At 70.3% G+C, this 15485-nt stretch carries 14 protein-coding genes; 7 read left to right on the top strand and 7 right to left on the bottom strand.

Annotation, left to right across the window (positions count from 1 at the left end):
- The first annotated feature begins 1 nt into the window (after window position 1).
- From cydD to ACIBX3_RS12225, 6 genes are all read left to right on the top strand, one after another.
- On the top strand, window positions 2-2308 hold the full coding sequence (gene cydD, locus ACIBX3_RS12250) for a thiol reductant ABC exporter subunit CydD (protein WP_397115989.1): 2307 nt from the start codon (window positions 2-4) through the stop codon (window positions 2306-2308).
- A gap of 8 nt (window positions 2309-2316) precedes the next feature.
- Window positions 2317-4311: an ATP-binding cassette domain-containing protein gene (locus tag ACIBX3_RS12245; RefSeq protein WP_397115987.1), complete on the top strand. Its 1995-nt coding sequence runs from the start codon at window positions 2317-2319 to the stop codon at window positions 4309-4311.
- A gap of 78 nt (window positions 4312-4389) precedes the next feature.
- Window positions 4390-5010 carry a hypothetical protein gene (locus ACIBX3_RS12240; RefSeq protein ID WP_397115985.1) on the top strand — a complete coding sequence of 207 codons (621 nt, stop codon included), beginning with the start codon at window positions 4390-4392 and terminating at the stop codon, window positions 5008-5010.
- Window positions 5007-5330, top strand: coding sequence for a transcriptional regulator (locus ACIBX3_RS12235; RefSeq protein ID WP_397115983.1), 324 nt, complete (start codon window positions 5007-5009; stop codon window positions 5328-5330). The genes ACIBX3_RS12240 and ACIBX3_RS12235 overlap by 4 nt, the downstream gene beginning before the upstream one ends.
- On the top strand, window positions 5327-6208 hold the full coding sequence (locus ACIBX3_RS12230; protein ID WP_397115981.1) for an ABC transporter ATP-binding protein: 882 nt from the start codon (window positions 5327-5329) through the stop codon (window positions 6206-6208). The genes ACIBX3_RS12235 and ACIBX3_RS12230 overlap by 4 nt, the downstream gene beginning before the upstream one ends.
- Window positions 6201-6941 carry an ABC transporter permease gene (locus tag ACIBX3_RS12225; RefSeq protein WP_397115979.1) on the top strand — a complete coding sequence of 247 codons (741 nt, stop codon included), beginning with the start codon at window positions 6201-6203 and terminating at the stop codon, window positions 6939-6941. The genes ACIBX3_RS12230 and ACIBX3_RS12225 overlap by 8 nt, the downstream gene beginning before the upstream one ends.
- Window positions 6942-7011: 70 nt before the next feature.
- On the opposite strand, the gene ACIBX3_RS12220 is transcribed toward ACIBX3_RS12225, so the two are convergent.
- From ACIBX3_RS12220 to ACIBX3_RS12190, 7 genes are all read right to left on the bottom strand, one after another.
- Window positions 7012-8259, bottom strand: coding sequence for a S1C family serine protease (locus tag ACIBX3_RS12220; RefSeq protein WP_397115977.1), 1248 nt, complete (start codon window positions 8257-8259; stop codon window positions 7012-7014).
- Window positions 8260-8599: 340 nt separating this feature from the next.
- Window positions 8600-8818, bottom strand: a complete 219-nt coding sequence (locus tag ACIBX3_RS12215; protein ID WP_397115975.1) for an EF-hand domain-containing protein — start codon at window positions 8816-8818, stop codon at window positions 8600-8602.
- A 946-nt stretch (window positions 8819-9764) separates the two neighbouring features.
- Window positions 9765-11300 (bottom strand): AMP-binding protein, encoded by a 1536-nt coding sequence (locus ACIBX3_RS12210; RefSeq protein ID WP_397115974.1) that lies wholly within the window; start codon window positions 11298-11300, stop codon window positions 9765-9767.
- 89 nt (window positions 11301-11389) lie between these two features.
- Window positions 11390-11971 carry a hypothetical protein gene (locus ACIBX3_RS12205; protein ID WP_397115973.1) on the bottom strand — a complete coding sequence of 194 codons (582 nt, stop codon included), beginning with the start codon at window positions 11969-11971 and terminating at the stop codon, window positions 11390-11392.
- Between the two features lie 150 nt (window positions 11972-12121).
- Window positions 12122-12946, bottom strand: coding sequence for a MetQ/NlpA family ABC transporter substrate-binding protein (locus tag ACIBX3_RS12200; RefSeq protein WP_397115971.1), 825 nt, complete (start codon window positions 12944-12946; stop codon window positions 12122-12124).
- Between the two features lie 17 nt (window positions 12947-12963).
- The gene (locus tag ACIBX3_RS12195) at window positions 12964-13620 is read right to left on the bottom strand and encodes a methionine ABC transporter permease (protein ID WP_397115969.1); all 657 of its coding nucleotides are present in this window, start codon (window positions 13618-13620) and stop codon (window positions 12964-12966) included.
- Window positions 13617-14570: a methionine ABC transporter ATP-binding protein gene (locus ACIBX3_RS12190; RefSeq protein ID WP_397115967.1), complete on the bottom strand. Its 954-nt coding sequence runs from the start codon at window positions 14568-14570 to the stop codon at window positions 13617-13619. Before ACIBX3_RS12190 ends, ACIBX3_RS12195 begins: the two co-directional genes overlap by 4 nt.
- A gap of 417 nt (window positions 14571-14987) precedes the next feature.
- Here ACIBX3_RS12190 and ACIBX3_RS12185 point away from each other — a divergent pair, with 417 nt between their 5' ends.
- Window positions 14988-15422 carry a MarR family transcriptional regulator gene (locus ACIBX3_RS12185; RefSeq protein WP_397115965.1) on the top strand — a complete coding sequence of 145 codons (435 nt, stop codon included), beginning with the start codon at window positions 14988-14990 and terminating at the stop codon, window positions 15420-15422.
- Window positions 15423-15485: the final 63 nt, after the last annotated feature.

Here is a 15485-nt window from a genome sequence, read left to right as displayed (position 1 = left end):
CGTGCATAAAGGTCTCACGAAGGTCATCCGGGCCGAGCAGTCGGTACGCCGCCACCTGGCCGTCACCATGGCCGCGGCCGTGCTGACGGGGTTGCTCGTGCTCGTGCAGGCCGAGCTGCTGGCCGGCGTGCTGTCCGGCCGGTTCACCGTCGCCGCCCTGGCCGTTCTGGCGGCGGTGGTGGGCATACGGGCGCTGCTCGCCTGGACGCAGGGCGTCTACGCCGGGCACACCGCGACCGGCGTCAAGTCGGCGCTGCGCCACCGGCTGCTGGCCCGCCTGCGCGAGCTCGGCCCCGCGCGGCTCACCGCGCACCGCTCCGGCGAGCTGGTCACCCTCGCCGGGCGCGGGCTCGACGGGCTGGACGCCTACCTGACCGGCTATCTGCCGTCGATCGCGGTGGCCGGGGTGGTGCCGCTGGCCGTGCTCGTCCGGCTGTTCGCCGCCGACCTCGGCAGCGCGGTCATCGTGCTGGTCACGCTGCCGCTGATCCCGGTCTTCGGTGCGCTCGTCGGGATGACGACCAAGGCCGTGACCGAGCGCCAGTACCGCGCGCTGTCGCGGCTCGGGGGGCACTTCCTCGACGTGGTGCGCGGGCTGCCCACGCTGCGGGCCTTCGGCCGGGCGCGCTACCAGGCCACCGTCATCCGGCAGGTGGCCGACGCGCACCGCGGCGCCACCATGCGGACGTTGCGGGTGGCGTTCCTGTCGTCGCTGGTGCTGGAGCTGTGCGCGTCGCTGTCGCTGGCGCTGGTGGCGGTGCCTATCGGGCTGCGGCTGCTCGGGGGGTCGCTGGATCTGACGACGGCGCTGCTGGTGCTGTTGCTGGCGCCGGAGGCGTACCTGCCGCTGCGGGCCATGGGGACGCGCTTCCACGCCTCCATGGAGGGGGTGGCGGCCGCCGACGCGGCCTTCGCCGTACTGGACGACGCGGCCGGCTCCGGGGAACGGCGCGCCACCCCGTCCGGGAGTACGCCGTCCGGGGGTGCGCGGTCCGGGGGTGCGCCGGAGATCCGGTTGGAGGGCGTCACCGTCCGTTATCCCGGCAGGGACGCCGCCGCGCTGGAGGACGTCACGCTCACGATCCACCCGCGCGAGCGGGTCGCCCTGGTCGGTGAGAGCGGTGGCGGCAAGAGCACGCTGCTCCACCTCCTCCTCGGCTTCGTTCAGCCGTCGGAGGGCCGGGTGCTGGTCGACGGGACGGACCTGCGCGAGCTGGACGTGGCGAGCTGGCGGTCGCGGCTGGCGTTCGTGGCCCAGCGGCCGCACCTGTTCACGACGTCTGTGGCCGACAACATCCGCCTGGGGGCGCCCTCGGCCTCCCTGGAGGAGGTACGCCGCGCCGCTGCCGCCGCCCACGCCGGCTTCGTGGCCACGCTCCCCCAGGGGTTCGACACCGTGGTGGGCGAGCGGGGCGCCAACCTGTCCGCCGGCCAGCGGCAGCGCATCGCCCTGGCCCGCGCCTTCTGCCGCGCGGACGCGTCGGTGCTCCTGCTCGACGAGCCCACGGCCCGGCTGGACGGACGCAGCGAGGCCGCCGTGGTGACGGGGACGGCGGAGCTGGCTCACGACCGCACGGCCGTCATCGTCGCTCACCGGCCCGCCATGATCGACCTGGCGGACCGCGTCATCCGCCTCCACGAGGGCCGCGTCATCTCCGACACGACCCGCCCCCTCGCCGGTGGGGCGAACCGCGGCCCGTCGGCCACCGCCTCTGGGCCGGCAGCCGACGACCCGGCTTCGCCGCCCACCGGGCAGGCCACCGGCGAGGAGCCCACGGCGTCGCCGGGCCGCGGAGAGCGGCGCACGCCGGCGAACGTGACGGAGGACAGCCGGAATGGCGCGGTGACGCCGGGAAACACAACGGCGTCCGGAAGCGCCGCCGCGCCGGGGGGCACAACGGCGTCAGACGGCGTCACCGCATGGGGCGTCACGACCACGACCGACGGCACAACGACGACCGACAACACCACCACAGCCGACGGCACCACCACAGCCGACCGCACAGCCACGGCCGACGGCGCGAGGGCGGGCCGGGGCGGTTGGCGGGGGCACGACCAGGGGGTGGCGGTTCGGCGCGAACAGGCACCGCCTGCCCGGCGCGAACAGACGGCAGCCGCCCAGCGTGACAAGACCACGGTCACCCGACACGACGAGACCACAGCCGCTCAAAGTGACAAGACCACGGTCACCCGACACGACAAGGCCACGGGCGTTCAACGTGACGAGCCCACGGGCGTTCAACGTGACGAGCCCACGGGCGTTCAACGTGACGAGGCGGCGGGGCAGGAAGGTGAGGGCGGGCGATGAGCCGTCGTATGGGGAAGCGACTGGTGTGGGCCGTGCTGGCCGGGGCGGCGGCCGACCTGGCCGGGCTGGGCCTGATCGCCGCCGCGGCCTGGCTGATCACCAGGGCAGCCCAGCAGCCGCCCCTGGCCGCGTTGAGCGTGGCGATCGTGGCGACCAGGGCGTTCGCCACCAGCAAGGGCGTCTTCCGTTACGTCGAACGCCTGACCGGCCACGACGTGGCACTGCGCGCCCAGGCCGGCACCCGTGAGGACCTCTACCAGGCGCTGATCCCACCCCAGCACCCCCGCCACGGCGGCGCCGACCTGCTCAGCCGCATGGTGGACGACACCGAGGCCGTGCAGGACCTGCTCGTTCGCTGCCTGCTGCCCGCGGCCGCCGCGGCGATGGCCGGGCTGGCCGCCGTCGTCATCGGGCTGACCATCCTGCCGGTGGCGGCGCTGGTGCTGGTGGCCGGGCTGGCGCTGGCGGGGGCGCTGCTGCCCGCCGGCACGGCCGCGGCCGCCCGCCGCTGGTCGGCCAGGATCGCCCCGGCCCGGGCGGCGCTGGCGGGGCGGGTGGCCGACCTGGTGCACGGCTCCGCCGACCTGGCCGCCTACGGCGCCGATGACGCGGCCCTGAGCAAAGCGCTGGCGGCCGACGAGGCGCTGGCCGCGCTCGAACGCCGCCAGGCCCGCGTCCACGCCGCCGCCCTGGCCGGGGGCACGCTGGTGCAGGGGCTGACGGTCGCGGCCGTGGTCCTGCTCGCCCAGGGGGCGGGGGTCGGTTCCGTGGGCACGGCCGTGCTCGCGCTGACCGCGCTGGTGTCCTTCGAGCCCGTGCTGCCGCTGGCGGCGGCGGGCGAGCGGCTGGCGGGGATCATGGCGGCGCTCCGGCGGCTGCGCGAGATCCGCTCGGCCATCCCCGCCGTCACCGAACCCGTCGTCCCCGCCCCCAAGCCGGAGGCGCCGCTGACCATCGAGATCGACGACCTCGTGGTACGCCACACGCCTCGCCTCGGCACGGACGACACCGCCCCTGGCGCGGCTCCGGCCCCCGATGACGTGCCTCGGGAAAGGCCGCCCGCGCACGGCGGCACCCCAGAGCCCGCGCGCTCACCACACCGCGACGCTGCAGGCAGGACGTCCCTCGTACCGGTGAGCGGTGGCATGGGCGGCGAGGTCGCGCCGGGCGGCGGCGCGCCCGGCGCGGAGGTGCCATCCGGCATCGCACGCGGGGCGGATACGGCTGGGCAGGGCATCCGCCCGACGGAGGCCGCCGGACAGCCCGCGTCGGCGGGCGGGCATCCCACGTCGGCAGAAGGGCCGCCGGTCCCGAACGGCGGGCGGCCGGCGCTGGATGGGGTGTCGTTGCGGCTCACGCCCGGGAAGAGGGTGGCGATCGTCGGGCCGAGCGGGGCGGGCAAGAGCACGTTGCTGGCCGCGTTGATGCGGCTGGTGGAGCCGGAGTCCGGACGGATCAGGGTCAACGGCGTGGACATCCGGGAACTGGCCGGCGACGACGTGCGGGCCCTCATGACGGGTCTCACCCAGGACCCGTACATCTTCCGCGCCACCCTCCGCGACAACCTGCGCCTGGCCGGCCCCGAGGCGGACGACGAGACGCTGGGACGGGCCCTGCGGGACGCCAGGCTCGACGACTGGGCCGAGCGCACCGGCTGGGACACGGAGCTGGGCGAGGACGGCCGAACCGTGTCCGGCGGGCAGTTGCAGCGGCTGGCGCTGGCCAGGGCGCTGCTGTACGACCCGCCGGTGCTGCTGCTCGACGAGCCCGCGGAGGCGCTCGACGAGGAGACGGCCGACCGCCTCATGAGCGACCTGCTCGACGTGACCAGGAACCGCACCACGCTGCTCGTGACGCACCGGCTCAAGGGTCTGGAGAGCGTCGACGAGGTCGTGGTGCTCGAGGAAGGCCGCGTCGTCCAGCGCGGCGGCCACGACGAACTCGTCGCCGTCCCCGGCTACTACCGGGACCTGTGGGAGTCCGAGGTCCTCACCAGAAGATGACGTGCCCGGCACCCGGGTTGAGTTTGCGATGCCATGAGGTTTAAAATACAAACCAGTTTGAGCATAAGAGGAGTTGTGATGGCAGACGAGGACCCGGTGCCGAGCCCCGAGGAGACGATGCGGCTGATCGGGGAGCAGCGTGCCGCCACGGTGAAGCACCTGCGTGGCGACCCTCTGCTGCTCATCGTGCCGTGGGGGGTCGCGTGGCTGCTCGGGTTCGGGGCGCTCTTCCTGCACTACGGGCTGGACGGCGTGCCCGACGCCACGATCTCCCTGTGGCAGGCGCTGGGCGTGCTCTTCGGAGCCGAGCTCGTGTCGGGCGCGCTGACCGCCCTGGGGATATCGAGGCTCGGCAAGGGGGTGCGTGGCGAGAGCTCGGCCAAGGGCGCGATGTACGGCTATTCGTGGATGGCGGGGCTGTTCCTGATGGGGCTCATCGCCTCCCGCTTCACTCTCCAGCTGCCGGAGGCCGAGGTCAGTCTGCTGTGGGCGGGCGGATCCCTGACCGTCGTGGCGTTGCTCTACATGACCGGCGGCGCGATCTGGACGAGCTGGCCGATGTTCTTCATGGGAGCGTGGACCGCCGCGGTCAACGGCGTGGGGGTCGTGCTCGGGGTGGGCTGGCACACGCTGCTGTCCGCGATCCTGCTCGGCGGCGGCCAGATCGCGGCCGGTCTCTGGCTCAGGCGGTGCTCGTGAGCGCCGACGGCGCCCTGCCCGAGCTCGATCCGGTGATCCACGCACAGGCCCGGCTGAGGGTGGTCGCCACGCTCAACACACTCGGGGAACGCGACGAGATCGCGTTCCCCGCGCTCAAGGACCTGCTCGGGATGACGGCGGGCAACCTGTCAGTTCACCTGACCAAGCTGGAAGAGGCCGGATACGTCCTGATCACCAAGACGCACAAGGGCCGCACCCCGGTCACGTACGTGGCGCTCACCAAGCGCGGCCGGCTGGCCTTCGAGGACTACACCAAGGCGATCCGCGCCTTGCTGGACACCGCTGGGGGAACATCATGACGATCCTCGCCAGAGCGATCGAGGTCACCCGCCACTACGGCGACGTGCTCGCGCTCGACGGCGTCTCGCTCGACATCCGGGCGGGCGAGCTGGTCGGGCTGCTCGGCCCCAACGGGGCCGGCAAGTCCACCCTGATCAACCTGTTCGTGGGGCTGCGCCGCCCGACGTCGGGCACGGTCGAGCTGTTCGGCGGCTCGCCGCGGGACCCGGCCATGCGGCGTGGCATGGGCATGACGCCGCAGGAGACCGGGCTGCCGGAGTCATTACGCGTCGGTGAGATCGTCGACGTCGTGTCGGCGCACTTCCCCGAGCGGACTGAAAAGGGGGAACTGCTGGCCAGATTCGGCCTGAGCGACCTGGTCAGGCGGCAGGTCGGCGGTCTGTCCGGCGGGCAGAAGAGGCGGCTGGCCGTGGCGCTGGCCTTCGCGGGCAAGCCGAAGCTGGTGTTCCTCGACGAGCCCACGACCGGGCTGGACGTCGAGGCCAGGCGGGCGCTGTGGGACGGCATCAAGGCGTTCCACGAGGAGGGCGGCACGGTGCTGCTCACCAGCCACTACCTGGAGGAGATCCAGGCCCTGGCCGAGCGGGTCGTGGTGGTCGGCCACGGCCGGGTGCTGGCCGACGACACGGTGCGGGCCGTACGCGACATGGTGGGGGTGCGGCGGGTCTCCCTCGTCGCCGAGGACCTCCCCGAGCTGCCCGGAGTGCTCGGCTCCGAACGCGCGGACGGCCGGGTCAGCCTGGTCACCACCGACCCCGACCGGCTGGTCGTCGAGCTGGTCAGGAGTGGCACGCCGTTCTCCGGGCTCGAGATCATGCCGACCACCCTGGAAGAGGCCTTCCTCGCCATCACCGCCAAGGAGAGCGCACATGTCTAGCTTGATCGCCGCGCACACGCGCTATCTCATGATCGAGCAGATCAGGGTGCCGATCGGCCTGCTGGCCAGCTCCCTGTTCCCGGCCATCGCGATGGTGGCGTTCGTGGTGCCGTCCGCGGGCCAGAACCCTAAGATCGCGACGATGGCGACGGGGTCGCTGATGTTCTTCGGCGCGATGTTCTCCGCGGTGATGGGGCTCAGCATCTCGGTCTCGCAGGATCGCGAACAGCCGTGGCACCCGTACCTGCGCACGCTGCCCGCCGGCCCGTTCCCCCACTTCGCGGGGCGGATCCTGACGGCGCTCGCCGTCGTGCTGGTGTCGGTCGTCCCCGTGCTGCTGGTGGGCGCGCTCTTCACGGAGGCGACGATCACGCCGGGCAAGCTGTCGGCCGGGCTGGGCGTGCTGGTCGCGGGGATCATCCCGTTCATGCTGATGGGGCTGCTCGTCGGAAACCTGCTGTCGTCGAAGGCCGCGATGGCGGTGGCGCAGATCCTGTTCTTCCCGATGGCCATCGTCGGCGGGCTGCTGATGCCGCCGCAGTTCCTGCCGGAGTTCATCCAGGTCATCTCGCCGTACGTTCCCACCAGGGGCGCGGGCGAGCTGATGTGGTGGGCGATCGCGGACAACAGGCCGGACACCGTGGCGCTGGTCATGCTGGCCGCCTGGACCGTCGTCCTGGGCGCGGCCGCGGCGTGGGCCTACCGCCGCGACGAGGGCCGGCGTTTCGCCTGATCACATGAGGGGGGTGTGCCGCCGAGTCCGCAGCGATCTCAACGGCACACCCGTCCATGAGGGGGTCCTGTTATTTCTTCTCTTGGAGGGTGACGGTGACCTCGTTCGTCTGCCCGTCCCTCATATATGTGATCTTGACCTGTTGACCAGGTTTGAAACCTCTGACCTGCCCAACTACGGTATCTCCTCCGTCAACCACCTTGTCATTGATTTTGGTAATGAGATCGCCTTGCTTCAGACCGGCCTTCTCCGCCGGGCTGCCGGCGGTGATCTCCCTGACGAGGGCCCCCGGCGCGTCGCCGGTCGCGTCCGTGACGCTCACGCCGAGGAAGGCGTGGGTGACCTTGCCGGTGCTGATGAGCTGGTCGGACACCTGCTTGGCGGTGTTGACCGGGATGGCGAAGCCGACGCCGCCGCCCGCGGCGTCCGAGGCGATCGCGGTGTTGATGCCGACGAGCTCGCCGGCCGCGTTCACCAGCGCGCCGCCGGAGTTGCCCGGGTTGATCGAGGCGTCGGTCTGGATGGCGCCGCCGATCGTGGTGGGCGCGTTCCCCTGGCTCTGCTGCTGCTGACCCCAGCCCGGGGGGACCTGCTGGTTCTGCTCGCCACCGACGGTGAGCGTGCGGTCGAGCGCGCTGACGATGCCCCTCGTCACGGACCCGTCGAGGCCGAGCGGGCTTCCGATGGCCAGTACGTCGTCGCCGACCTTCAGCAGGTCGCTGTTGCCGAGCGTGGCCTTGGTCAGTCCGGAGACGCCCTCGGCACGGATGACGGCCAGGTCGGTGGCCGGGTCGGTGCCGACCACGCTCGCCTTGGCCGTCTTGCCGTCGCTGAACTTGACGGTCATCTGCCCGCCCTGCCCCGCACCCACGACCACGTGGTTGTTCGTCAAGATGAGCCCGTCCTCCGACAGCACCACGCCGGATCCCTCGCCGGTCTGACCCTGGATCATCACGACGCTCGGCTGCACCTTCGCCGCCACCTGGGCGACGGTGAGCTCGGTGGAGGTGGTCTTGAAGGCCGGGCTCGGCGTGCCGGTGTTGGAGTTGGTGGTGGTCGTCACGGAGACCGGGTCCGGCTGGAAGGCGTTGGCGACGACGGCCCCCACGACGCCGCCCCCGATGGCGGTGGCGGCCAGGGCGAGCCCGGCCACGGCCTTGCTCCCGAAGAACGCCTGCTTCCTCGGGGGCGCGGGCGGTGGCGGCGGCGGCTGGTCCATGATGATCGTGTCCCGCCGGGGGAAGCCCCCGGCGGCCGGTGGGGTCGCGCCGAACTGGCTCCACCCGGTGCCCTGCTCGCGAGGCTCGTTCGCGTCCATCTGTCACTCCCTAGGTCCCGATGACTCTAGGGTCGCAAGAGGCGCGTAAGACCTGGTTAAGGCGCTGATCAGAGCAGTATGAGAAGGCTCACGGACCCCATATCGCCGCTGGTTGGAACCATGGTCACTCCGCGCCGGCCGCCTGAATGGGTTGGGAACGTCGTCCCATTCGCGCCCCGCGAGAACCGCCGCACCACCGCCCGCCGGCGCAGGCCCAGTTGGCGCGGGGCAGCAAGAGGTTCAGAGACGGCAAGTCCCAGCCGGAGTACGCGCGCCGGTACTACCGGGTGCCTGCCTACCGGGGCGACCGGGTGATCGTTTACGGTAGGCAAGCGCGCCGTCACTTATTCCAGGCCGCCAGGAACTCCGCCAACGAGATACGCCCGTCCACGTCCCCATCGTGCTCGTCCGAGACCTTGAAGATCGAGTCGAGCTCGGCGGCGGTGACCTCATCGCCGCGCGCGTTCATCGCGAGCGCGAACTCCTCGCGCGTGATGTATCCGTCCCCGTCGCGGTCGAACTCCTGGAACGTGGCGGTCGGGTCGTCAAGATCCGGCATGGGCAACCTCTCATCGTGCGATCATGCGATGTACGGACGAAGCAACATCGAAGCACGAGCTTGTACCCCACGCGAGGGATGACGGGCCGAAAGACGCCGGTCGCGGCGCCCATCCCGGATTCGCAGCGGCAGGAGCTCGATCGAGCCCACCGCCACCGCGTGCTGGGCCGAGCGCGAACACGTGGCCGCCGCACGCGAACGCCGGCAACGGCTGCCGACCGGTATCACACCCGCCGATGCCCGCTTCGCCGAACTGGCCACAGCCTCTGAGGTCCTCCGCCGCGCCCGAACCGGCCTGCACCCCCGACCGGCGGCGCGGGACAGATCCAAGAGGCGGCCCACCGGCACGGCGAAGAAACCTCAAAGACTTCCAGCCGTGTGCCCGACCGGCGCACGGTGCCCGCCCCGTTCCCTTCCGGGAGTGGACAGAGCCCGGCGGGCCAAGCACCTCTCCTCCCTCTGGGTAAGCACGCGGACGGCCCGCCACGGCCACGCCCGCCCGATTTGCCGGAAATAATCAGGTAAATAGAGAGAATCGCAGACGCTCAGTGGCGCCGTAGCTTGCTCAACCAGCGCCGCGCCGTCTGCTGCGTCTTCGGGTCACGAGCCATCCGCTTCGCCTTCTCAACCGTCTGCCTGCCCTGCGGGCTGTGCAGATATCTGCGTACTCGATCCATCAGCTTCGCCATACGCATCCTCTACCCGGGAGGACGACCTTATGCCGCTGACGAGCGGCGGCTCCCGGCCGCTTGACGCTCTTCGCACCGCCTCCATTCGCCCAACGGTCCGCAGCGGCACATCCACCACCAGGCGTCCACCTCGACCGCGCTGGTCACCATGTTCCCTGCCAGTCCGATCGCGACCGGCGACGTCAGGCGACGGCCACTGTTCATACGGACAGCATCGTGGCCGCCGCCCGGCCGGGGGCGACAACCGCCTTCGGGGCTCAGGTCCGGGCCGACCAGTATTCTTCCCTGAGCAGGCGCTTGTAGAGCTTGCCCGTGGGGTGGCGGGGCAGTTCGGGCCGGAAGTCGACGGACTTGGGGCACTTGTAGTGGGCCAGGCGCTCACGGCAGTACGCGATCAGCTCCGCCTCCAGCTCCGGGCCCGCCTCGGCCATGGACAGCGGCTCGACCACGGCCTTGACCTGCTCCCCCATCTCCTCGTCGGGCACCCCGAACACCGCCACGTCGGCCACTTTGGGGTGCACCGACAGCACGTTCTCGGCCTCCTGCGGATAGATGTTCACGCCACCGGAGATGATCATGTACGAGCGGCGGTCGGTGAGGTACAGGAAGCCGTCCTCGTCCAGGTAACCGATGTCGCCCAGCGTGGTCCAGCCCCGGCCCCTGGGATCCTGGGCGGCGCGGGTCCTGCCGGGATCACCGTGGTATTCGAAAGCGCCGCCGCTCTCGAAGTAGATCGTGCCGCGCTCGCCGGGCGGCAGGTCGTCGCCCTCCTCGTCGCAGATGTGCACGATGCCGAACAACGAGCGGCCGACCGTGCCCCTGTGCTGGAGCCAGTCCTCCGAGCCGACGTAGAGGAAGCCGTTGCCCTCGGTGCCGGCGTAGTACTCGTGGATGATCGGGCCCCACCAGTCGATCATCTGCTCCTTGACGGGGACGGGACAGGGGGCCGCGGCATGGATCGCACACCTAAGCGATGAAATATCGTATTTTGTTCGGGTTTCCTCTGGCAGCTTCAGCATCTTGATGAACATCGTGGGCACCAGCTGCGAGTGCGTCACCCCGTACTGCTCGACCGCCTGGAGATAGCGCTCGGGGTCGAAGCGCTCCATCACCACCACCGTGGCGCCCAGCCGCTGGAACGTCATGCTGTAGCGCAGCGGGGCGGCGTGGTAGAGGGGTGCGGGCGAGAGGTAGACGCTGTCGCCGGAGGGCGTGAACAGCGCCTCGACGAGCTTGAGCAGCATGCCGGGCTCGGTGAGCGGCCCGTGCGTGGCGGCCAGCTTGACGCCCTTCGGGCGGCCGGTGGTGCCCGAGGAGTAGAGCATGTCGGCGCCGGCGCACTCGTCGTCGACCGGGGTGACCGGCCGGCCTGCGACCGCCTGCTCGTACGACGTGAAGCCCCCGGCCGTACCGTCGATCATGAGGCGCAGCTCGACCCCGGGTGTGGCGTCGATGATCGAAGTGGCGACGCCCGCCAGGTCGGCGCTCGAGACGAACGCCCGGGCGCCGCAGTTCTCGACGATGTAGGCCAGCTCGGCGGTCTGCAGCCGGGAGCTGATCGGCGTGTAGTACAGGCCCGAGCGGTGCGCGGCCCAGGCCACGGCCAGGAACAGGGGGTGGTTGGCGAGCATGAAGGCGATGTGGTCGCCGGGCCGCAGCCCGGCCGCGCGGAACAGGTGGGCCAGCCGGTTCGACTCCTCGTCCAGCTCGCGGTAGGTGATGATCCGTCCGGAGCCCGCCATGATCACTGCGGGCTTGTCTGGGGTGACTGCTGCGATGGCTCCCGGATGCATGACGGAACAGTATGCGGTTGATCGTCCGCCCCGCCAGCACGGCGAAGCCGCGACCTCGCCGTTGAGGTCGCGGCTCCGGAAAAGAGGGATCAGGCGGCCGCGTGGTAGACGTCCTGCCAGCCGGAGTGGTGGCCGGTCGGGTGGGACCAGGTGCCGCGGCTCACGTCCACGTAGATGTGGGCGGCGTTCTTACCGTAGAAGGTGAAGCCCTTCGGGTGCTTGGAGCAGTTGGAGAAGCGCTTGAAATACGCCGAGCCGTCCTTGTTCACGACCTTGAACGTCTCCCACGCGCACTTCTTCTTGCCCCACCACTTGTAGTTGTGAAGCGTGCTGTGGACCTTGAAGAAGTGGTCGTAGCGCCACTCCCAGAACTTCTTCTTGATCTTCTTCACGACCCACTTGCAGTGTTTGTCGCCCTTCTTGTCCTTCCAGCAGGTCTGCTTCTTGACCGTGACCCACTTCCAGAACCAGTGCTTGAACTTCTTCTCCTCGACGCTGACGTGGCCGTAGGCCTTGGCCTTGTGATCGCCGGAGAAATAGGGTCCCCACGCGTCGTACGAGCTCGCGGCGGACGTCGCGGATGCGGTCGCCGCGTTGGCGGCGACCGGCGCGCCGATCGCCACGAGCGTGGCGACGGTGACGCCGAGCAGGATTCGTGAAACGAATCGCACTTTGGGTCCTCCTCGGGAGAGGTTTTGCTGACCCCGCTTTCGTACGTCCGCCGCATTGCGCAGTACTTTCAATTCACTTAACGCGACAAAACGCGAGACAAGATGATATTGCCGACCAACACCAGGATTTTCAATATCATTTTCCGGCGATCATTCGGCGGCGATCACCGAGCCCGCGTACTTCTGCTGGATGAAGTCCTTGACCTTCGGGTCCTGCAGGAGCTTGCCGAGGGTGACGACGTTGGCGTCCTTCTCGTGACCGGCCTGGACGACGAGGCCGTTGACGTACGGATTGCCCTCGGTCTTCTCCAGCGCCAGGGCCTGCGTGGCGGGCTTGAGCCCGGCCTCGATGGCGTAGTTGCCGTTGACCACCGCGGCGTCGACGTCGTCGAGTGAGCGCGGCAGCTGGGCCGCCTCCAGCGCCTTGAACCGCAGGTTCTTCGGGTTCTCCACCACGTCGCGCTCGGTCGCCGCGGTGCCCGCGCCGTCCTTGAGCTTGACGAAGCCGTTGTCGGCGAGCAGCTTGAGCGCGCGGCCCAGGTTCGTGGCGTCGTTGGGCACGGCCACGGTCGCGCCGCTCGCCAGGGCGGACAGCGCAGTGATCTTCTTGGAGTACAGGCCGAGCGGTTCCAGGTGGACCGGGGCGACGAAACTCAGCTCCGTGCCCTTGGAGGCGTTGAAGTCGTCGAGGTACGGCTTGTGCTGGAAGAAGTTCGCGGTCAGCCGGCCCTCGTCGAGCTGCACGTTCGGCTGGACGTAGTCGGTGAACTCGACGACCTCCAGCTTGAGCCCGGCGGCCGGGGCCAGGTTCTGCTTGACGTAGTTGAGGATCTCGGCATGCGGCACCGGGCTGGCGCCCACCTTGAGCACGGTGTCGGCGCCTTCGGCGGCGGTGTTGGTGGCGGTCTGCGACGTACCGCATGCGGCGAGCAACAGAGAGAGCGCGACAGCACCCGCAATACGATGAATCTTCATGATTGTTCCTTGATTCGCTACTTGGGAGATAGGCGCCGAGCGACCCAGTCGCCCAGGCTCTGCATGAGTTGCACGATGACGAGGAGCAGCACGACCGTCACGATCATCAGCAGGGTCTCGAACCGCTGGTACCCGTACCGGACGGCCAGGTCGCCGAGCCCGCCCCCGCCGAGCGTGCCGGCCATGGCCGAGTAGCCGATGAGCGCGACGACGGTCACGGTCAGCCCCGCCACCAGCCCCGGCAGGGCCTCGGGCAGCAGGACCTTGCGCACGATGGCGGTCCGGCTCGCGCCCATGGCCTGGGCCGCCTGGACGACGTCCGCGCCGACCTCCCTCAGCGCGGTCTCGACCAGCCGGGCGAAGAACGGCACCGCGCCGGCCGTGAGCGGCACCACGAAGGCGGCGGTCCCGATGGTGGTCCCGACGACGAGCCGGGTGAAGGGGATGATCGCGATCATCAGCACGATGAACGGCAGCGACCGCCCGATGTTGACCAAGAACCCGAGCGCCGGCTTCAGCACCGGCATCGGCCGCAGCCCGTCCCGGTCGAACACCACGAGCGCCACGCCGAGCGGCAGGCCGAGCAGCACGGTGAACAGCGTCGCCCAGCCGACCATCTGTGCCGTCTCCAGCGTCGCCGGCCAGAGCAGCGGCAGCATCTCCTCCCAGGTCATGCGGCCTCCTCGACGATCAGGCCCGAGTCACGCAGGTACGCGAGCGCGGCCCCGGTGTCCGCGCCCTCGAGCGCGATCCGCAGCCGGCCCGCGGAGCCGCCTGCCAGGTCCTCGATCGAGCCGCCCAGGATGTTCAGGTCCACGTCGAACTTCCGCACGACCTCCGACACCAGCGGCCGGCCCGGTTCGCCGGTGAACGTCAGCGTCACCGAGCCGGCCGGGGCGGGCTCGGGCAGCGGGAAGATATCCCTGGTGAGACGGGATCCCGGCGTCCTGAGGAGGCCGGCGATGGCGCCGGACTCCTCGACGCGGCCGCGCGCCATGATGGCCACGGAGTCGCAGACGCTCTTGACGACGTGCATCTCGTGGGTGATGAGCAGGATCGTCAGGCCCAGCTCGGCGTTGAGCCGCTTCAGCAGCGCCAGGATCGACTGCGTGGTGGCGGGGTCGAGCGCGGAGGTGGCCTCGTCGGACAGCAGCACGGACGGGTTACCGGCCAGCGCCCTGGCGATGCCGACGCGCTGCTTCTGCCCGCCGGACAGCTGGTGGGGGCGGTCCTTGCCGCGGCCTTCGAGCCCGACCAGCTCCAGCAGCTCGGCGACGCGGCGCTCGCGCTCGGCCCTGGGCACGCCCATGACCTCGAGCGGGAAGGCGACGTTGCCGGCGACCGTGCGCGAGGAGAGCAGCGCGAAGTGCTGGTGGATCATGCCGATGCGCTGCCTGGCCCGGTTGAGCTCGGCGTCGCGCAGCGCGGTCAGGTCCTGGCCGGCCACGGTGACGGTGCCCGCGGTGGGGCGTTCGAGCAGGTTGACGCAGCGCAGGAGGGTGCTCTTGCCGGCGCCGCTCTGGCCGAGCACGCCGTAGATCTCGCCTTCGCGCACGTGCAGGTCGACGCCGTCGAGCGCGACGGTCTCGCCGTACTGTTTGCGCAGGCCGTATGCCTGGATCACGGAAAATCCCCACGACTGAGGGCGGCCACGATCGGGGCCGCGGGAAACGGACATCGCCGGAGCGGGGTGGGGTCAGCGGGTGCCGGGGTGGTACGGCAGGTGGGCGAGCCTGCGCAGCACGAAACCAGGTGTGATCATGATGACCTTCGAGGGGAACGGGCGGACGGTCTGGGCTAGCGGATCGGCATTCGCCCCATACGCATGCGACAACACGCGATGCCCCGATGGGCGCCGTGGTCGTTCCCGTATGCCTCGTTCACGCCGTTGCTAACGACACGGTGAGATTTCCCTATTCCTCATCCGTTTCGTGATCCGAATCACGCACCGCGACAACCATGCCTCCGTGCCCCCGGCCATGGCAGTCGCCCGCTCAGTCATATCGTCAACGATACATCGGTAGAGATGTAATATGTGACCATGAATGTCGCGAGGCTGAGAAGGCTGGGACGCAGGCTGCAAGAGCTGTCGAAGGCTGAGGTGAGCGAGACCGAGGGGTCGCCGCTGACGCCCGGGGAGGAGGCCGTCTTCGAGGACGTCATGGGGCACCCGGGCAGCTCGGTCGGAGAGATCCAGGCCCGTACGGGGTTCGTGCAGAGCCACGTGTCGGCCTCGGTGGCCCGGATGCGCGAGCGCGGCCTGCTGGAGACCGGTCCCGATCCGGCCGACGGGCGGCGCGTCCGGGTACGGGTGGCAGACGTCGCCATGCATGCGCTGTTCCGGCGGGCGACCCAGCCCGTGGACGAGGCGATACGGCAGGCGGTGCCGGATCCGGCGGACGCCGAGCGAGCGGTGGCGCTGCTGAAGGAGCTGGAGACGTTGCTGATCACCGACGACTCCCACGGCGCGGGCTGAGCCGCGGACATGCGACCGCCCGCCGTGCCCGGATCGCTCCGGGTGCGGCGGGCGGCAGGCGGG

The organism is Nonomuraea sp. NPDC049480 (assembly GCF_044465905.1).
Taxonomy (GTDB): Bacteria; Actinomycetota; Actinomycetes; order Streptosporangiales; family Streptosporangiaceae; genus Nonomuraea.
This window is presented reverse-complemented; position numbering and strand designations above follow the sequence as displayed.